The organism is Clostridium sp., from assembly GCF_021372645.1.
Classification (GTDB): Bacteria; Bacillota; Clostridia; order Clostridiales; family Clostridiaceae; genus Clostridium.
Window position 1 is genome coordinate 1 of the sequence record NZ_JAJFUC010000097.1, and the last position, 20,253, is coordinate 20,253.

20 protein-coding genes and 2 tRNA genes are annotated in these 20,253 nt (G+C 28.5%); 2 read left to right on the forward strand and 20 right to left on the reverse strand.

Translation table 11 applies throughout. The features are described from left to right. Positions 1-348: 348 nt before the first annotated feature. The 20 genes from LLF98_RS14315 to purR form a co-directional block, all read right to left on the reverse strand. Positions 349-424 (reverse strand) — tRNA-Met (locus tag LLF98_RS14315). A gap of 19 nt (positions 425-443) precedes the next feature. Beyond that, positions 444-532: transfer RNA gene (locus tag LLF98_RS14320), tRNA-Leu, on the reverse strand. A gap of 292 nt (positions 533-824) precedes the next feature. Beyond that, entirely contained in the window at positions 825-1,235 is a 411-nt protein-coding gene (locus LLF98_RS14325; RefSeq protein ID WP_291704758.1) for a S1 domain-containing RNA-binding protein, read from the reverse strand. Between the two features lie 155 nt (positions 1,236-1,390). Then, positions 1,391-1,684: a septum formation initiator family protein gene (locus LLF98_RS14330; protein ID WP_291704761.1), complete on the reverse strand. Its 294-nt coding sequence runs from the start codon at positions 1,682-1,684 to the stop codon at positions 1,391-1,393. Positions 1,685-1,760: 76 nt separating this feature from the next. Next, positions 1,761-2,153: a spore cortex biosynthesis protein YabQ gene (yabQ, locus tag LLF98_RS14335; RefSeq protein ID WP_291704763.1), complete on the reverse strand. Its 393-nt coding sequence runs from the start codon at positions 2,151-2,153 to the stop codon at positions 1,761-1,763. Positions 2,154-2,160: 7 nt separating this feature from the next. Then, on the reverse strand, positions 2,161-2,454 hold the full coding sequence (gene yabP / locus LLF98_RS14340; RefSeq protein WP_291704765.1) for a sporulation protein YabP: 294 nt from the start codon (positions 2,452-2,454) through the stop codon (positions 2,161-2,163). A gap of 164 nt (positions 2,455-2,618) precedes the next feature. After that, positions 2,619-2,879, reverse strand: a complete 261-nt coding sequence (locus LLF98_RS14345; RefSeq protein WP_291704767.1) for an RNA-binding S4 domain-containing protein — start codon at positions 2,877-2,879, stop codon at positions 2,619-2,621. Positions 2,880-2,949: 70 nt separating this feature from the next. Beyond that, complete coding sequence (locus tag LLF98_RS14350; RefSeq protein WP_291704769.1) at positions 2,950-3,225, reverse strand: HU family DNA-binding protein; 276 nt, start codon at positions 3,223-3,225, stop codon at positions 2,950-2,952. 222 nt (positions 3,226-3,447) lie between these two features. Next, on the reverse strand, positions 3,448-4,899 hold the full coding sequence (gene mazG, locus LLF98_RS14355) for a nucleoside triphosphate pyrophosphohydrolase (protein ID WP_291704771.1): 1,452 nt from the start codon (positions 4,897-4,899) through the stop codon (positions 3,448-3,450). A gap of 17 nt (positions 4,900-4,916) precedes the next feature. Continuing rightward, positions 4,917-6,452, reverse strand: coding sequence for a polysaccharide biosynthesis protein (locus tag LLF98_RS14360; protein WP_291704774.1), 1,536 nt, complete (start codon positions 6,450-6,452; stop codon positions 4,917-4,919). Positions 6,453-6,548: 96 nt separating this feature from the next. After that, the gene (gene spoVT, locus LLF98_RS14365; RefSeq protein WP_291704776.1) at positions 6,549-7,097 is read right to left on the reverse strand and encodes a stage V sporulation protein T; all 549 of its coding nucleotides are present in this window, start codon (positions 7,095-7,097) and stop codon (positions 6,549-6,551) included. Positions 7,098-7,418: 321 nt separating this feature from the next. Continuing rightward, on the reverse strand, positions 7,419-8,453 hold the full coding sequence (locus LLF98_RS14370) for a peptidylprolyl isomerase (RefSeq protein WP_291704778.1): 1,035 nt from the start codon (positions 8,451-8,453) through the stop codon (positions 7,419-7,421). 203 nt (positions 8,454-8,656) lie between these two features. Further along, positions 8,657-12,157, reverse strand: coding sequence for a transcription-repair coupling factor (gene mfd / locus LLF98_RS14375; protein ID WP_291704780.1), 3,501 nt, complete (start codon positions 12,155-12,157; stop codon positions 8,657-8,659). Positions 12,158-12,171: 14 nt separating this feature from the next. Beyond that, the gene (gene pth / locus LLF98_RS14380) at positions 12,172-12,747 is read right to left on the reverse strand and encodes an aminoacyl-tRNA hydrolase (RefSeq protein ID WP_291704782.1); all 576 of its coding nucleotides are present in this window, start codon (positions 12,745-12,747) and stop codon (positions 12,172-12,174) included. Positions 12,748-12,841: 94 nt separating this feature from the next. After that, a complete protein-coding gene (locus LLF98_RS14385) occupies positions 12,842-13,027 on the reverse strand; it encodes a hypothetical protein (RefSeq protein ID WP_291704784.1) in 186 nt (61 codons plus the stop codon). Continuing rightward, complete coding sequence (locus LLF98_RS14390) at positions 13,028-13,714, reverse strand: response regulator transcription factor (protein ID WP_291704786.1); 687 nt, start codon at positions 13,712-13,714, stop codon at positions 13,028-13,030. A 328-nt stretch (positions 13,715-14,042) separates the two neighbouring features. Beyond that, positions 14,043-15,008: a ribose-phosphate diphosphokinase gene (locus LLF98_RS14395; RefSeq protein ID WP_291704788.1), complete on the reverse strand. Its 966-nt coding sequence runs from the start codon at positions 15,006-15,008 to the stop codon at positions 14,043-14,045. A gap of 48 nt (positions 15,009-15,056) precedes the next feature. Continuing rightward, positions 15,057-16,427 carry a bifunctional UDP-N-acetylglucosamine diphosphorylase/glucosamine-1-phosphate N-acetyltransferase GlmU gene (gene glmU / locus LLF98_RS14400; RefSeq protein ID WP_291704791.1) on the reverse strand — a complete coding sequence of 457 codons (1,371 nt, stop codon included), beginning with the start codon at positions 16,425-16,427 and terminating at the stop codon, positions 15,057-15,059. Positions 16,428-16,680: 253 nt separating this feature from the next. Beyond that, positions 16,681-16,956 carry a septation regulator SpoVG gene (spoVG, locus tag LLF98_RS14405; protein WP_291704793.1) on the reverse strand — a complete coding sequence of 92 codons (276 nt, stop codon included), beginning with the start codon at positions 16,954-16,956 and terminating at the stop codon, positions 16,681-16,683. A 161-nt stretch (positions 16,957-17,117) separates the two neighbouring features. Beyond that, positions 17,118-17,933 carry a pur operon repressor gene (gene purR, locus LLF98_RS14410; protein ID WP_291704795.1) on the reverse strand — a complete coding sequence of 272 codons (816 nt, stop codon included), beginning with the start codon at positions 17,931-17,933 and terminating at the stop codon, positions 17,118-17,120. A gap of 289 nt (positions 17,934-18,222) precedes the next feature. On the opposite strand from purR, the gene murC reads away from it, so the two are divergent. Continuing rightward, positions 18,223-19,602, forward strand: a complete 1,380-nt coding sequence (gene murC / locus LLF98_RS14415; protein ID WP_291704797.1) for a UDP-N-acetylmuramate--L-alanine ligase — start codon at positions 18,223-18,225, stop codon at positions 19,600-19,602. Between the two features lie 48 nt (positions 19,603-19,650). After that, positions 19,651-20,253: a metallophosphoesterase family protein gene (locus LLF98_RS14420; protein ID WP_291704799.1), complete on the forward strand. Its 603-nt coding sequence runs from the start codon at positions 19,651-19,653 to the stop codon at positions 20,251-20,253.

Here is a 20,253-nt window from a genome sequence, read left to right on the forward strand (position 1 = left end):
TATTTTTTACGATTATTCTCGGATTTTCTTGGCTTAAGTGACCAAAATTCGTATTCGGTAATCAATCTTATGACAAGTTAACTTACAGTACTCAAAATATTAAGTACTAAAAAAAGCCTAACATAAGTGTAGTCATCTACATTCATATTAAACTTCTATCTATAACTAATTTAAACACCATGTTAGAAAAGTAAACTTTAAATATCTCATTCTTAGCATTATAAATAGATGCTAAAGTTTTCTTCTCACTGGCTAGGAATTTATTCAGAATATTATGCCTTTATCTTATACTTCATATAATAAATATTTTCCAAACAAAAAAAGACCTGAGCTACTGCTTAAGTCTTATGGTTGCGGAGGCAGGACTTGAACCTACGACCTTCGGGTTATGAGCCCGACGAGCTACCAACTGCTCCACCCCGCGATATTATTTTTTTCATATATGGTGCCGAAGACCGGAATCGAACCGGTACGGTGTTTAACTACCGCAGGATTTTAAGTCCTGTGCGTCTGCCAGTTCCGCCACTTCGGCATGTTATTACAAATTATGTTCAACAACAAGTCTAATTATAATATATAATCTTTATACTGTCAATAGAAATCTTCTTATAATTTTTATTTCCTAAAATTCACAACAATATATAGAAAAACTTATGTATTTATATTAAATTACTTTAAGCTCTATTATGTAAATTTTCATATGTTAATACATAATGTAGAATAAAATATAAAGGAATCTAAAAGGATCCTCTACTAATTTATTCTACACTTCTAATTTTGTTAAATAGTTTTTATATTGATATGTCTATATATGCTAAAAAATATTATTGACCTTTTTTTCCACCTTTTCCCTTAAATTCTTGGTGTTTCTTTACATCTTGCATTCTTTCTTCACTATCTTTTAAGAACTTAGACATAATATCTTCAAAATTTCCTATATTGTTAGGCTTTCTTTTTTCAGTTGCCTTCCAGTCAATCTCTGCTGGTTTAACTGATTTTTTTTGAATATTTGCTTGTTTTATTGAAAGACTAATTTTCCCGTTATCATCAATTGAGATAACTTTTACCTTCACTTTATCTTGCTCACTAAGATGTTCTCTAATATCTTTTACATAAGAATCTGCAACTTCTGAAATATGAACTAATCCAGTTTTGCCTTCAACTTCAATAAAAGCTCCAAAATTTGTGATGTTTATCACTGTGCCCTCTACTATGTTTCCTGCCATTAAGGTCATGTTTAAAAGACTCCTCCTTAAATTTAAAAAATATATAAATTTATAAAAACAAATGCTGATATGCATGAGTTCTTTAATTTAAAATACAAATTTAATTATTATTTAATTATTATTATTTTATTCAGAGTTTTATAAGCTTTTCTATACAACGAAAGTTAATTAGGACTTTTATCTATTATCCCACTATTAACAACTTTCTCCCCGGGTTTAATCATTCCGAGTCTCTCCCTTGCTAGTTTCTCAAGATAATCTGATGAATCTGAATTGATTTTCTCAACTTCATCTTGAAGCCTCTCATTTTTTTGCTTAACTTCATCTAACTGCAATTGCTTACTATTAATTTCTTTTTGAATTCTATTCATGGTTACACTTTGCCTAATATAGCTAAAAACAAAGAAAATAATACACCCAGCAATTATTATCTTTTTTAACATTAACTTTTTTTCCATCTATAGAACCTCTATTTTACAAATTCTCTTAAGTCTATTGTAAACACTATATTACTATTATTCAAGTAATTTTTTCTTATTTGCTTCTATCTGTAATTTTATATGCAATTATTTTTAATGGATACCATATGTTTTTTAATAATATTCGAATTAATTTATAAAATAATTTTGCTACTACCATTTCACTAGCATAAAAATATTTACTAATAAATTTAAAATATAATAAAATAGCAATAATTATAAAAGCATATACATAGGGAGTTAAGAATGCATAGTTAGTATATAATAAAAAAGTAAATACAACTAAAGCAATAAGTATACAAAATAATATATCTTCTATTATTGTTAATATTTTTATAGAGTTTATTCCTCTTATTCCTCTATATATATCGAACAATATTCCTGCTATAAACCCTCCAATTAGACTATATATAATAAGACTAATTTGCATATTTAATTCTAAAGGCATACTATTGCTACTTAAATAATTTATTTATTATACTTTCATTGCTCTTTTTTGATACTTTCCCATTATACACTATAGATGCAATACTTCCAGCAATTATAACATCGCCATTTTGTACATCTAATTTATTCATTTTTAACTCTTCTCCCTTAATAGTTAAGTTACCTAGATTAGTTGTTAAATCTATTTTCTGTTCATCAAAACTTATAACTTCAATAACACCGCTTAAAGTCAACCTTTTTCTATCTTCTAAAGCTAAATTAGATTTATTATCTTCTATTTTATTTTCCACTCTTTTCTCCATTAAAAATTCCTCCATTCATTCTTCTTAGTCACATGATTGAATGTGCCTTATACAATATATGTTTATATATTGTAATTTAGAATGTATAATCTTTAATGAGCCCAGTTTATTACTACTCATTTTCTTCTATATATTAAAGAAAGAGTAGATATACTCAATTGTTCCTACTCTCTATCTTCTTCACCTTCAATAATTACATACATTTCTTTTGCATCTTCTTTTCTTACATGCTCTGCTATATTAATTATCTCTGCTTTTAATATTCTATTAGCAAATGTTATTTGTATTATGTCTCCTTCTTTTATTTTAGTAGAAGGTTTTGCTAATTTATCATTTATTAATATACGACCACTTTCGCATATCTCTTTTGCTACAGTTCTTCTCTTTATAATACGAGACACCTTTAAGTATTTATCTAATCTCATACTTTTCTCCTTTATTAAAAGAACCCGAGAAAACCCGGGTTCTTATTTACTCTTTTTAACTGACACTTTATTACTTGTTAACTTTATCTTTGAATTCTTTACCAGCTTTAAACACTGGAACTGTTGTTGCAGGAATGTTTATAACTTCTTTAGTTCTAGGATTTCTTCCTTCTCTAGCTGCTCTTTCTCTTGTTTCGAAAGTTCCAAAGCCAACTAATTGAACCTTTTCACCTTTTTCTAGTGATTCCTCAACACTTTCAATTAAAGCTTTTAATGCTAATTCTGCATCCTTTTTTGTTAACTTACTCTTTTCTGCCATACTAGTTATTAATTCTGCTTTATTCACAATAACATCCTCCTTAAAATCCAGTTATATATTTTCTAACTGTCTACTTTATGTACTAAATTGCACTTCTTTATTATATAACCTCTTCAGCTACCCGTCTATAGAAAAACGCTTTCTTCCCCCTATATATAACTAAATAATCCAAATAAATCATTACAACATAGTTCTTATATAAATAATTATTCTGCACAAACTAAAGAATTCCTTTATTTAAATTAGACATTAATCTAATTTTTTTGAAATTTTCCAATATTCATCCATTTCTTCCATATTCATATTCATTAATTCAATACCTTTGTCTTTAGCAGCTCTCTCAATATAATCAAATCTTCTTATAAACTTATCTATGGTACAATTTAGTGCTATTTCTTCATCTACTTTTAAAAATCTTGCAACATTAACACATGAAAATAGTAAATCTCCAATTTCTTCTTCTATTTTCTCCATGTTTTCTATATTATATACATCTATTACCTCTTTAAGTTCTTCTTTTACCTTATTTATAGCAAAACTTACGTCATCAAAATCAAATCCAACCTTTTTTGCCTTCTCTTGAACCTTATGTGCCCTTAAAATTGCTGGTAATCCTTTCGTTATGCCCCTCATTTCTTCAGTAAGACTACTATAACCCTTTTCCTTTTTCTTTAATTCATCCCATTTTACAAGTACTTCTTCAGAAGAATTTAATTCACTAGAATTTTTAAAAACATGTGGGTGTCTGCTTATCATTTTATTACAGATTCCTTCAATTACATCACTTATATCAAAATATCCATCTTCCTTCCCAATAGAAGCATGAAAAACAACTTGGAGGAGCACATCTCCCAATTCCTCAATTAAAGAGTTATCATTTTCTTGATCTATTGCATCTATAACTTCATAGCTTTCTTCTATTAAAGCTTTTTTAAGAGACTTGTGAGTTTGTTCCCTATCCCATGGACAACCATCTTCACTTCTTAATATTTCTATTATTTCTAAAAAGTCATTGAAGTCCTTTTTATTTTTCAAATCTTTTGGAATGTATATGGATGTTAAATAATCTATATCTTCTTGCATATCTAATTCAAATAAAGGTATCTTTCTTATACTTTCTTGTTTTTCTATTCCTGCTGCTCTTACATAATAAATTTCTGTTTCATCATTATATTGTTCCAATAACTTTAATTTAACTTCTGATGCTATTAGTTGATTATACACTTGAGTAATTATAGTTCCTATTCTCTTGTCTAAAATTTGGTTTCCTATATCAAATGAATCTATAATCTTTAATCCTTGTATGGGGTCAATCCTAAGACTTTCAATCATGGCATCAATAAAACTTACTGCTGGTATTATCTTATATTCTATATTGTTTTCTTTGCATAGGTCTATTAAATTAAATACTGACTTTTCTGCAACTAATGGATGACCAGGCACTGCATAAATTAAATCACCTAAATCATCATGCTTTTTAATCAAGTCTTTAGCTATATTTAAATATACCTCATCAAAACTATTTATACTTTCATAAACATTATCATACGTATAAAATATAATTTTCTTTTCTTTTAAGTAATCTACTGTAGGATGCTTTTCTGTCCTTAAAAATATATTTTTATTACTTTCAAGTTCACATATTGTTCCTATAGTCAATGCTTCCTTAGCTCCTGGTCCTAATCCTACTATTTTAATCATTAGGTTTCCTCTCCTTTTTACCTTTTTCTAATTCTACTCTTTATCTCCTCAACATTAAACACTTTAAATACAATTATTAATAACACATATATTATCATACCTAAAGATATAGATGTTAAGCAAGACATTACATTGCTTGTTGTATTTTTATATATAATATTATAACTAATTAATACAAATAACATCATAATAGTTGATGCATATGATGGTTTTATTAATATTTCGTATAAATTAAGTTTTACCCTTAATGTAAATTTCATGGTTATTATATTTAAAATACTTACTGCTGTATAAGCACTAAAACTTGCTATAACAGCACCATATATATTAAATTGTTCCATAGGAACCAACAACCAAGTTAATACAATCTTAATTATACATCCAATTAATAAGTTAATGACAGGTTTTATATAATTCCCTGTTCCCTGCAATATGGCTGTTGTTGTTTGAGTAATTATTATAAAAGGAATAGTTAAAGATAAATATTTTAATATTTCTATACCCTCAAATCTGCCTGGAAATATAAATTTCATTACCGGTTCAGCTAAAAAGAAGAGTCCAAAGGCACAAGGAATGGCAATTACTGTTGCCATTTTCATAGAATCATCTATTTTCTTTTTAAGTTCTTTTTGTTTTTTAAGCACAAAGATTTCAGCTATAATAGGTATTAAAGATGTGCAAATTGCCATGGAAAGAGTTAATGGAATATTTATAATTACAGCAGCTTTACCTGTTAATTGTGCATATAGTATAGTAGCTTGTGTGTTTGTAAATCCTGCTTCTAATAGCTTTTGTGGAACTAAAATTGAATCTATTAAATTCATAATGCTGCCAACTGTCGTACCTAATGATATTGGTATTGCAATTTTTAATATTGTATTCAATATTTCAGGATTATTTTTTATCTTTTTTATATGATAATGTTTCTTAATCTTCTTATAATTATAATATAAATATGACCCTGCAATAACAGCCCCTGCAGTAGCACCAAATGCTGCTCCTCCTGCTGAATACTCAATTCCCCTTGGTAATAGGAATATAGCAAGTCCTACCCCAAATACCACTCGCCCAATCTGTTCTATTATTTGCGATATAGCTGATGGGGTCATATTCTGCAGTCCTTGAAAAAAACCCCTAAATATAGTTACAAAAGATATTACAATTGGTGCAAATGATATTCCTATTAATGAATAATATGCTTTAGGATCCCATTTTAAAAATACTATTATTGACTTTGCAAAAAAGAATAACACCAACGTAGTGCCTGTCCCTATTATAGTCATTAAAATAGTAGATTCCTTCATTACTTCAAAACTTCCATACATATCATTCGTTGCATTTTTTTCTGATATCATCTTTGAGATTGCGACAGGTACTCCTGAAGCCATTGCTATAAAAAACATATACAGTGGATATGACATTTGATAATACCCTATTCCTTCATCTCCTATTAACATTATTAATGGCCATCTAAAAAATAGTCCCAAAAATCTAGTTAATATTCCTGCGACTCCAAGAATTATACTCCCTTTTATTAATGATTGCTTATTCATAAAGCACCTCCAAACTTACATGTTACTAATTAATTATTATTGTAAGTCTAGAGGTATTATGCCTTTTATTTTCATACAGTGATTAAATAATAAATATTATTGCTCCATTTGTTTTCCTAAAAATGCTGCTGCTGTTTCAACTAATTTTGTTTCAACTTCACCGAGTTCTACATCTTCTTTTGATATAATGATTACAGCGCCAATTTGATCACCTTCTGCTATGATTGGTGATATAACTTGACTATTATAAGTTGATTCGTCATCATCATTATGTAATGGTATTACTGTATTGGTAGATTTATTTAATAATACAGTTTTTCTTTCATCCATTATTTTTTCTAATTCACTACTTACTTTTCTTTCTACATATTCCTTTTTAGTTGCTCCACTCACCGAAATAAATGCATCTTTGTCAGCTATTAAGACAACGTGCCCTATAACTTGTTGTAAACTATCACAATACTCTTTTGAAAAATTAGTAAGTTCTTCAATTGGTGAATACTTTTTTAGAATCACGCCACCGTCTCTATCCGTAAAGATCTCTAGTGGATCTCCTTCTCTTATTCTTAAAGTTCGCCTTATTTCTTTTGGTATTACCACTCTTCCTAGATCATCAATTCTTCTAACAATTCCTGTTGCTTTCATTGGTTATATAACCTCCTTTGAAACTCTATTAATGGGTTGCACTATTATTATTTGAATTTCTAGAAATTTTATACACTTATAGACAAATTTTATATAAAATTTATTTTTCATAAGTCAAAGTGGCTAACTGTGATATTTGAAGTCTTAATTTCTTATAAATGAAAAATTAAGACTTCAAGATTAAATTAATATTATGTGATTTAAATAAAGAAGGCTGTCTTAAAATAATTATTTAAAACAGCCTTCTTTATTTATTCAAAATTGTTCATAATTTGACCACTTAATATTAAAGATTATTAATTACCTATTTGTCATTGATAATTATAATTGATCCGCGTTAGTTTTAACTTTTAACGCTGTTTTCCATTCCGCTATTTTAGAATTAAAAGCATCTCCTTGTTTTTGTTGTAACAATGTTGATTTAATTTCATCTTTAGCTTTATCTAGTGGAGTTACTTCTGCCTGTTTTAATCCAGTAGCTTTAATTATATGATATCCATATTGACTCTTTACTGGTTGTGAAACTTCTCCCTCTTTTAAATTCTTAAATCCATCCATAAATTCAGGAACTAATTGTGTTGAATTATATGCTACAAATCCTAAGCTACCACCTTTATCCTTAGTTCCTGTATCTGTTGAATTTGCCTTCGCTATTGTTGCAAAATCAGCGCCAGCATCTATTTGTGCTTTCAATGAATTAGCCTTTTGCAATGATGCATCATAATCTATCGACCCATCACTAGCTTTTTCAGCAATTAAAATATGTGCTACTGTTGCTCCCGCACCTACTGAATATTTAGTATCCTTATTTTCATCATAATATGTTTGAACATCATCATCTGTAACTGTTACATCTTTCAACATATCTTGTTGAACTGCATTTGTTATAATTTGATTCTTTAAAGATTCTTTAAGTTCATCCTCTGTAATACGATTTTGTTGTAAAACACTTTCCCATTGTCCTTCTTCAGAATATTGAGCCTTGTACTGATTTATCTGATTATCAATTTGTTTATCTATATCATCATCAGATGGTTTAAGATTTAACTCAGTAGCTTTTTGTAAAAGTATCTTTTCTGTTACCATACTATCTAATTGTTGTTGCTTAATTTTTGTTATTTGATCTTTGACTTTATCATTAGTTGCATAATCATCTCCATACTGTTGTTTTAACTGAGCATCATATTTACTCATTTCTTTATCAAAATCGCCTTTTGTTATTTTTTCATTTCCAACTGTTGCAAGAACTGTTTTTTGTATTGCTTCTGGTGTCTTCTCAATCATCTTGCATCCCATAGCTGATACTGCAATTGTCAAAATAGCTATTGTTGCAATAATTTTTTTTATTTTTTTCAAAATTTTCCCCTCGCTTATTCCTAAATTTAAACATTAAAAAAAATAACTGTTAAAATATGCTATATATGTTTTGTCACATATGGTTACTTTTTTGAAAATGTCTTATTGTAAAAAGTCATAATATTAGTATATCAATATTGTTTTTATAATTCAATTTTTACACTATTTTATTTCTATTACTTTTCTTTTATATCATATCTTTGTTACAATACTATGTCATTGAAAACTTCCTTTAAAAATTCTAATTTATTTTCTTTCTTTATATCTTTCAATTTGAATGAAAAATAAGGATTCTCTCCAAATTTCAATACCACGCTCTTCTTATACTTATCCATTAAAGTCTTAAATATTTTCTTATATTCACTTTCGTTTTGTGCAAATTTAAATATTATTTCCTTAGGAGTTTCTTTTATTTCTTCTATAAAGATTGATTTAGCTTGACTCTTTATGTATGCAATATCCATCAAGTTATACACTGGTTCTGGTATCTTAGAATATCTATCTTCTAATTCTTCCTTTATATCATTGTAATCATCTAATCCTTCAATTGCAGCTATCTTTTTATAAACCTCAATCTTTTGAATTTCATCATCTATATAACTTTCTGATATAAATGCATCAACTTTTATATCTAACGTTGTTTCTATAGGTTCCTTTTTAACTTCTCCCTTAAGTAGCTTAACTGTATCTTCAAGCATTCTGCAATATAAGTCATATCCTATTGATGCCATATGACCATGTTGAGACGAACCCATCATATTACCTGCCCCTCTGATTTCTAAGTCCCTCATAGCTATCTTAAAGCCAGAACCTAGTTCAGTAAAGTCTTTTAGTGCCTTAAGCCTTTTTTCTGCAACCTCTGTCAAAACTTTATCTTTAGTGTATAAAAGATATGCATATGCAATCCTATTAGATCTACCTACTCTACCTCTTAATTGATAAAGTTGAGATAGTCCCATCTTATCTGAATTGTAAATTATTATTGTGTTTACATTTTGAATATCCATTCCTGTCTCTATTATGGTTGTACAAACTAATACGTTATATTCTTGTGACATAAAATCAAACATTTCTCTTTCAAGCTGTCTTTCTGCCATTTGACCGTGAGCAATTCCAACCTTACTTTCTGGAACTAAAGCTTGCACAAACTTAGCCATTCTTTCAATGTCTTCAACTCTATTATATACAAAATAAACCTGGCCACCCCTACCTATTTCTCTAAGAATGGCATCTCTTATGAGTTGATCATTTTGTTCTACAACATATGTTTGAATAGGGTATCTCTCTTCTGGTGGAGTTTCTATAACGGAAATATCTCTAACTCCACTTAGTGACATATGAAGAGTTCTAGGAATTGGAGTTGCACTTAAAGTTAAAACATCAACATTTCTCTTAATGTTTTTAATTTTTTCTTTTTGTTTTACTCCAAATCTTTGTTCTTCATCTACTACTAGCAATCCTAAATCTTTAAAAAGTATATCTTTCGATACTAGTCTATGGGTACCTATTAAAATATCTAAGTTACCTTCTTTTGCCTTCTGTAAAATTTCTTTTTGTTGTTTAGCTGTTCTAAATCTACTAACCATATCTATCTTTATAGGAAAATCGGAAAATCTATTTTTTATATTTTTATAATGTTGCTCTGCTAAAATAGTAGTTGGAACCAATATTGCAACTTGTTTTCCATCCATGACAGCCTTAAATGAAGCTCTTAAAGCAACTTCAGTCTTCCCATATCCAACGTCCCCACATAAGAGTCTATCCATAGGCTTATCTGATTCCATATCTTGCTTTATCTCTTCTATTGATGTCAATTGGTCTGGAGTTTCTTCAAATGGGAACTCATCTTCAAATTGCTTTTGCCATTCAGTATCTTTAGGAAACTTATGTCCCTTTACAGTACTTCTCATAGCATAAAGTTTAACTAAATCTTCAGCTATTTCATTAATTGATTTTCTTGCTTTTGCTTTTGCCTTTTGCCATTCAATGCTTCCAAGCTTATTAACCTTTGGAAATTTGCCTTCACTTCCAATGTATTTTTGAATTAAATCAAGTTGATCTACTGGAACATATAATTTATCACCTTTATCATATACGATATCTAGATAATCTCTTTTATGTCCTCCAACATCAATTTGCTTAATTCCTTTATAAACACCAATTCCGTGGTTAGCATGAACTACATAATCTCCCGGTTTTAGTTCTGCAAAGCTCTTTATCTTAGAAATTCCTTTTTTCTTTGATTTGCTATTTTTTAATTTCCTCTTTGCTTCACCAAACACTTCTCTATCTGATATTACACAAGTTTTGTAATCTGGATATTCAAAACCTTTTAATTGATTACCAAAAGTTATTACAACTTCACCATATTCAATTCTATCAACATTGTCTCTATAAATACTTTCTATTCCTCTATCTCTTAAAGTCCCTACTAATCGTTCTCCTCTAGCTCTTGTTCCTGATAATATTAATGTTTTATATCCAGCAGTTTTTTTGCTTAATATATCATCAATTAATAAATCCAATTGTCCTTGATAGTTATTTAATGTTATTTGAACTATATCCACCATAGAAGATGGTGCAAGCCAATCAGTAGCCTTAGCTAGAACCTCAAAAAAAACAACATTTTTATCTTCGAATGATTCTAATACCTCTTCTTTATTAACTAATAAGTTTCCCTGCCCTGGGAATATATCTCCCCTTTGAGAAAAGGCAGTAAAATTTTCTTCAAATTCTAAATACGTAGATTCTAGTTTACCCTTACATCTTTGAACATTATCTACTATAAAAAAGTAATCTTTAAAGTAATCAAAAAAACTTTCTGTTTCCTTGGTGAAATACGGTAAATAACTATCTATTGTTTCAAAAGATGATGTTTCTTCTAATAATTCTAAGTTTTTGTTTAATATTTTTCTTAATTTTTCTACTCTTTCATTATCTTTATCACTTAATGCAATTCTATCAAACTCTTCTTTAAGCTTATCACGTCCAAATTTTATGGTTTCTTCAGATATTATTATTTCTTTTGCAGGGAAAATATCTAATTTTTTCACTTTTTCAATACTTCGTTGAGATTCTGTATTAAAGATTCTAATAGATTCTATTTCATCACCAAAAAGTTCAACTCTACATGGATAAGTTGAACACGTTGGGAACACATCTAATATTCCACCTCTTACTGAAAATTGACCTTTACCTTCTACCATTTCTACTCTTTCATAGCCAGATTGAACTAATGTTTTTGATATTTCATTAAGATTAACTTCATCGCCTTCTTTTAACTTCATACTATACTCTAAAAATAATTTATGTGGAGTGTATTTAGCTGCAAAGGCATCTATTGCAGTTACTATTATTTTCTTTTTCTTATTTAATATTTCATTTATTACCTTTAATCTTTCCCATCTTAAATCTCCAGAAATGGCATCAATACTATAAAAAACCATTTCTTTTACTGGAAAATAACATACTTCATTAGTGTACAATATCAAATCTTCATAAAGGTTTTTTGCTTCCATATCACTCTGAGTGACAATTATCATAGATTTATCAATATTCTCAAAAATTCCTTCTATAATATATCCTCTACCTGACTCAGATGCACCATATATCCCAATAGGATATTTTTTATTTTCAATACCTTGTATGATATTTTGAAATTCTATGCTACTCTCTAAGGGCTCTAATAACCCTTTTAATCTCATATTATGCACCTTCCTTAAAACTTATTATTTGCTTTAAATCCATTAAATTGATTCATAGCTGTTTTGATGTCACTTTCTATTATTTTTCTAGCAGCCTTTGTTGATGCTTGTATACTTTCACTTAAAACAGTCACTTCTTCTTTTGTAAATTTGCCCAAAACATGTTTAATCAAATTTATATTAGGTTGTCCTATACCAACTTTTATTCTTGGAAAAATATCACTGCCAAGATGCGCTATAATACTTTTCATTCCATTATGCCCACCTGCACTTCCCTTTTCTCTTATTCTTAAAGTTCCTACTTCTAAGCTAATATCATCATATATAACTAAAATCTTATCATTATCGATATTATAGAAGTCCACTACCTCTCTTACACTTTCTCCACTTAAATTCATAAAAGTGGTTGGCTTTAAAAGCATAACCTTTTCACCCTCAATAAAGCCCTCCCCATATATACCTTTAAATTTTTGCCTATTTACTTCAATATTATACTCTTTTGCAATATTATCAACAACTTTAAATCCAATATTATGTCTTGTATCCTCATATTCCTTTCCCGGATTTCCAAGACCTACTATTAAAAACATATAACTTTCCTCCTTAAGCTTTTTGTTTTTTTTCGTTTTTGCACTTTTCAATCGAAAATGTAAATGTAACACCTATATTAGGATCATTTTTAGCTCATACGTTTTCCCCTTGTTGCATAAATATCATCCTTACTATAGACAATCCAAGTCCAATACTTACTTTATTTGTTCTTGCTTTATCTGATTTAATTAATAATATCCATGCCAATAAAACTAAAACAATAGTTAAAATTATTATAAATGTCATTATTAATTTTTGAAGTAGGCTTTCACATTTCATTTAGTTTACCTCAAATTTATATCCAACACCCCAAACTGTTTCAATTGCCCATTGCTCTCCATTACATAACTTCTCTCGGAGTCTCTTTATATGTACATCCACAGTTCTAGAATCTCCCGGATATTCATATCCCCAAACTTCACAAAGTAATTGTTCCCTTGTAAAAACTTTATTTTTATTATTTGCTAGATAATATAATAATTCAAATTCTTTTGGTGGCATTTTTATTTCTTCACCATTATACATTACTTTATAAGACGTTGAATCTACTACTAAATCACTTAATTTTATTATTTCATTTTTAACACTTTCTGATGAATATCTTCTTAATACAGCTTTAACTCTAGCTAGTAATTCTTTAGGCTCAAAGGGTTTTACTATATAATCATCTGCGCCAAGTTCTAATGCTAAAACCTTATCAAAAGTATCTCCCTTTGCTGTGATCATTATAACTGGTGTTTCTTTTTGTTTTCTTATCCATTTTAATGTATCAATTCCATCTATGTACGGTATCATTACATCAAGTAAAACTATATCTGGACCATATTCTAAATATAATTCTTGTGCCTCTTTACCATTCAAAGCTATCCTGGTATTATATCCAGAACTTTTTAAATACATATCTATTACTTCACTAATATTTTCATCATCATCTACAATTAAAACTTTGGTTGTAACTCCATCCACGGTTTTCTCGCCTCCTCAATTAGCTCCATATTATTCATAATGTAATATATCATACCTAAATTATTTTTTATGGCAAACAAAGAAATATGATTCGTACTTGTCATAGTAAGTATTCTGAGAATATTTTACTTAACAAGTGCTAATTATATTCTAGTTAAAATTTATAATATGATTCTATTATAACCTTAATATTAATTGTGTTAAAATAGAAATTATTTAAAGTAATAAAAAATAGAATGTATATTTGTTCAATTTTTTCAGTTCTTTAAAACAAATATACATCCTGTTTTTGCTTTTTGAATTAGCACATGAAAGAAAATAACATTTCTTATTGTTGGTATTCAAATAATTTACTTATTGGTTGATCATCATAAATTCTTTTTATTGCTTCTGCAAACAAAGGTGCAACTGAAATTGATTTGATTTTAGTAGTCTCAATATCTTCACTTAATGAGATAGTATTTAACATCACTAGTTCTTCAATTGCTGAATTGTTTATTCTATCTATTGCTGGGCCTGATAATACTCCATGAGTACAGCAAGCATAAACATTTTTAGCACCTAAATCAATAAGTGCATTTGCTGCGTTTGCAATAGTTCCAGCAGTATCTATCATATCATCAATTAATATGCATCTTTTGCCTTCAATGTCGCCTATAATATTCATTATTTCTGAAACATTTGCTTTTGGTCTTCTCTTATCTATAATTGCTATTGGTGCATGTAAGTTATCTGCAAACTTTCTTGCTCTAGTCACACTGCCTAAGTCTGGTGAAACTACAACAATATCTTCTTGATCTATTAATCCCTTTGATATAAAATGTTCTGCAAGTATTGGTGCACCAAGTAAATGGTCAACAGGAATATTAAAGTATCCTTGAACTTGGGCTGCATGTAAATCCATAGTCAAAATTCTATTTGCTCCTGCTGCAGTTAATAAGTCTGCAACTAATTTTGCAGTTATTGGATCTCTTGACTTAACCTTTCTGTCTTGTCTTGCATATCCATAATATGGAATAACCGCTGTAATTCTACCTGCTGATGCTCTCTTAAATGCATCAATCATAATTAATAACTCCATCAGATTATTATTAACAGGTGAAGAAGTAGATTGCACTATGAACACATCATTCCCTCTAACAGTTTCGTTAATATCAACAGATATTTCTCCATCGCTAAAAGTTGAAACCTTAGATTCTCCTACCGGAACTCCTAATATATCTGATATATCTTGTGCTAATTGCGGATGTGAATTTCCAGTAAATATTTTTATATTTCTTCCATGAGTTATCATAATTTAGAAGACCTCCTTAAAACTTTTAGTTGATTTATAATTAAAGTTTTATTTTTTCAATCCTTTTTTTTCAACCCAGCCGCTAATATTTCTTTGTTTAGCTCTCGCAACTGCAAGGTCACCTTCATTTACTTCTGATGTAATAGTAGATCCAGCAGCAATATACGTATTATCATGAACTGTAACAGGCGATACTAAATTAGCATTGCAACCTATAAAGCTATGATCTCCAATAATAGTCTTATATTTGTTTTTACCATCATAATTTACAATTACTGTACCACATCCAAAATTACATTCTGACCCAACCTCAGCATCTCCTATATACGTTAAATGAGATACCTTAGTTCCATCCCCAATAGTTGACTTCTTTATTTCTACAAAATCTCCTATTCTTGCATGTTTACCTATTATAGTTTCAGGTCTTATATATGCAAAAGGTCCAACTGTTGTATTATCACCAATATTACTATTTAATATAACTGAAGATTGAATATCTACTTCATCTCCAATAATACTATCTGCAATTCTTGAATTTTGATAAAGCAAACAATTATTACCTATCTTTGTGTTGCCTTCTAAAATGTTATTAGGATATATTATTGTATCTTTTCCTATTTCAACATCAATTCCTATATATGTTGTTTTAGGATTAATTAATGTAACTCCATTTTCCATATGCTTAAGATTTATTCTATTTCTAAGTATTTCTTCAGCTTCTGCTAATTGAATTCTTGAATTTACTCCAATAGTTTCTTCGTACTCAGTTACAACTGCTCCTATCATTTTACCTTCAGATTTTAATATTTCTATAACATCTGTAAGATAATATTCGCCTTGATTATTATTATTATTTATTTTGCTTAAAGCACTAACTAATAACTCAACATCAAAGCAATAAATTGCAGTATTCATTTCATTAATTTTAAGCTCTTCTTCATTACAATCTTTATGCTCAACTATTTTTAAAACTTGGTTATTTTCACCTCTTACAATTCTACCATAACCAGTTGGATCCTCCACAATTGAAGTTAAAATAGTAGCTGAATTTTTATTTTCAATATGATTATTGAACAATCTTTCAATTGTTGATTGCTTTATTAAAGGAGTATCCCCTGCAAAAATTGCAACTACTCCTTTCTTGTCCTTTAAAAATCCTTCGGCACATTTAACAGCATGCCCTGTACCTAATTGTTCATCTTGTAGTGAATAAGATACTTTTTTATCTAATGTTCTTTCTTTTACAAGTTCAGCACCTTTACCTATAATTACATCTATATCATCAATTCCTGAATTTCTTATTGAGTCTATAACATGTTTTAACATTTCTTTACCACATACTTTATGTAATACTTTAGGTAAATCTGACTTTATTCTCTTACCTTGACCAGCTGCTAAAACTAGTGCACATTTATACATTATATATCACACCTCATTTATAAATTTAAGCATATGAAAAAAATACTAGTCACATATACTATATTATTTCTTTAATATACCTTATATTAACACGATTAATTTCCTTAATAACACGTTAAATATTCATATTAATTAAATTATATTGGAAAGCTATTTTTATTTCAACTCATTTAATCCCTTAATATTTGTTTTTAAAACTTAATTTCACGTAATAAGAGGAAGTTATAAAAACTTCCTCTTATTCATTAACCCATTACACTTCTTCAACTTCTTCTGAGATAGCTTTTTCATAAGCTTCTAAAATTGCAGTTTGAATTTTTTCCCTTGCTTCTGTATTTATTGGGTGAGCTATATCCTTAAATTCTCCATCTAGTGTTTTTCTACTAGGCATAGCAATAAATAAACCCATTTGTCCCTCTATAACTTTGATATCATGAACTACAAATTCATTATCAAATGTAACAGAAACTATTCCTTTCATTTTACCTTCTGCTGTAATCTTTCTAATTCTAACATCTGTAATTTTCATTTTTATTCCGCCCCTCCCAGATTCTTAAAAAATATTTAATATTTATATAATTTCTCCACAAATTTCTAAATTCCTTTTTTATATTTAATAAATTCTTATAAAATTTATTTTTTATGTAAGTTTATATAAAATACTACTGCTAAGAGCTTGTTGGATTTAACTTAAGAAAATACTTTTGAAGGCTGTATACCTATAATTGCTGATTTATCTACTGCCTTTAGCTCTACAATAGAAACGTATTCATCAAATAATTTCTTTTCAATTTGCTTATTATCTACTAATACTCCGATTCCTACCAACTCACTATCAAATTCCTTTAGTAGAGCTTTAATTCCAATAGCAGTTCCTCCACCCTTCATAAAGTCATCAATAAATATACATTTACTAGATAATTTCATTGATTGTTTTGACAATGCCATTTGTTGTAACCTTCCGTTACTGCCCGAAACATAATTTATAGTAACTGTTGGTCCTTCTGTTGCTTGGCTATCTCTTCTTGCAATAACTAATTGTACGCCTAAATTTCTAGCTACTTCATAAGCTAGGGGGATACCTTTAGTTTCCACAGTTATTACATAATCAACATCTTTTCCTTTAAAACATGATGAAAGCATAACTCCAGCTTTACTTATTATTTCAGGGTTGTACATTAAATCTGTCATATATATTATATTTCCAGGAATAACTCTTCCATCATCACTTAACTGCTTACATAGTTCTAATGCAAAAGCCTTCTTTTTTTCTTCACCACTTTGTGGAATATATTTTATTCCCCCTGCGACGCCCGAAATTGTTTCTATTTTACCCATTTCAAGTCTTTCTAAAACTTCACGAACAACAACAATATCTTCACTTATAGTAGATTTTGCTGCATTTAGTAATTCCGAAAAACTATTCAATCCTAGTATTTTGTTAGGATTCTCTAATAATATTTTGGTTATGGCAACTACTCTTTTATTTCTCGTAAATTTCTCCATTCTAATCACCTACACGAATTTTTTTATATTAAATCCCTTTAATATTCATATTTTATGCTAAATTTAAGTTAATATCAATATTTTTAATTTCAAATGTTAATGTATATACTTCTAACTTATTCACAAATATGATAAATTTTCATAAAATATTATGTATTTATTTTTTCCTATGGTTGATTTAAAAAAAAATGTATATAATTATAATTAGAGTATAAAACTAAAAAATTTAATTAAGTTTAAAAAAATATATTAAAGCCTTAGTTTTATTAATTAAAAAGGAGTTGATCATTTGTCTTTCGATTTTATAAATGATAAAGATAAGAAAATTCATTTTATTGGTATTGGCGGAATTAGTATGAGTGGGCTTGCTGCTGTTTTATTAAATAGTGGATTCAAGGTATCCGGTTCAGATTTTAAAAATTCTCCAATTGTTGAGAAATTAAAAGCTTCAGGTGCTGAAATTTACATAGGACATAAACGAGAGAATATTAAAGATGTAGATTTAGTAGTTTATACTGCTGCAATACCATCTGATAATCCTGAACTTTTAGAAGCTCAAGAAAAAAATATTACATTAATGGACAGAGCTGAATTCTTAGGTCAAATTATGAAAGGTCATAAATATAATGTAGCAATATCAGGTACTCATGGAAAAACTACATGTACATCTATGCTTTCTCATGTTACACTTGCTGGTAATTTAGACCCAACCATTTTAGTAGGTGGAGAATTAGATGTAATTGATGGAAACTTTAGAATAGGTAATAGTGAGTACTTTTTAACTGAAGCTTGTGAATATAAGCGTTCATTTTTAAAATTTTTCCCCTATGTAGGAGTAATCTTAAATATTGATGCAGACCACTTAGATTACTATAAAGATATCGATGAAATTGCTGATACTTTCTTAAAATTCTCTAGACTTATTCCTAAGGATGGATATCTTGTAGGATATTCTAATGATTTTAGAGTTAAAGAAATTCTATCAAAAGTAGATTGCAATACTTTAAGCTATGGTTTTGATGAAACTGCAGATGTGATTGCTAAAAATATTATCTTCAATAAAGATGGTTGTGCAACCTTTGATATATATAAAGACAATAAAAATTTATTTACTCTTACTTTAAACATTCCAGGTAAGCATAGTATATTAAATGCTCTTGCTTCAATCTGTGTTTCTCTCATATTCAATATTTCTAATGACAATATAATTAATGGATTATCAAAATGTAAGGGTGCTCATAAGAGATTTGAGTATAAGGGTGAATTGAACGGAATTACTGTAATAGACGATTATGCTCATCATCCTACAGAAATTAGAGCTACCTTAAGTACTGCAAAACAAATTGATCACAATAAAATTTATTGTATCTTCCAACCACATACCTATACTAGGACAAAAGCTTTATTTGATGAATTTACAGAATGTTTTAGTGATACTGATGAGCTAATATTAATGGATGTTTATGCTGCTCGTGAAAAAAATACTGGACTTGTATCTTCTAATGAACTTGGAGATGCCCTGAGAAGCAAAGGTATAAAATGTATTAATGTTCATTCCCATAGTGAAGCATTAAATTACGTGAAGTTAAAACTTACTTCTGGTGATTTACTATTAACAGTAGGTGCTGGTGATGTAGTTATTGTCGGAGAAAAATATTTAGAAGCTTAATTATAAGCTACTCTAATAATTTGCCTAAACAACTTAGAAGGAATACTTATGAAAATACCTATAATTTCAGATATTCATGCTAATGTCTATGCCCTTATAAATGTTTTAGAGAATATTAATAAGCAAAAAGTTGATACAATTATTTGCTTAGGAGATTTAATTAGCTATGGACCTCATCCTAATGAATTTATTTCAATTATTAGAAGAAGATATATTCTTTGCATAAAAGGCAATTATGATAACTCAGTTGTTGACAATGAATATTCCTATATAAGAGAAACTCATATTAATAGTTTCTCTCTTCCTTGGACAGTTAATGAATTGCAAGATGAAAATAGAATTTTTCTTGATAATTTACCTTCAACATTAACTTTAAATATTGCAGATAAAAATCTATTATTTGTCCATGGAAGTCCTAATAAAATCAATGAATATCCTTTAAAAGATAGAAATAATACTCTTGAAGTTGTTAATTCTATTAATGAAGATGCCTTAATTTGTGCACATACTCATATACCTGGAATAAAAGAATTTGGCAATAAAATATATGTAAATTCCGGTATTGTATTTTGGTATCATAAAATTTTTTTTGATAAGCTTATAGCTTTTATTTTCCTTGCAAGATTAATTATAAAAATGGAGGTCATATAA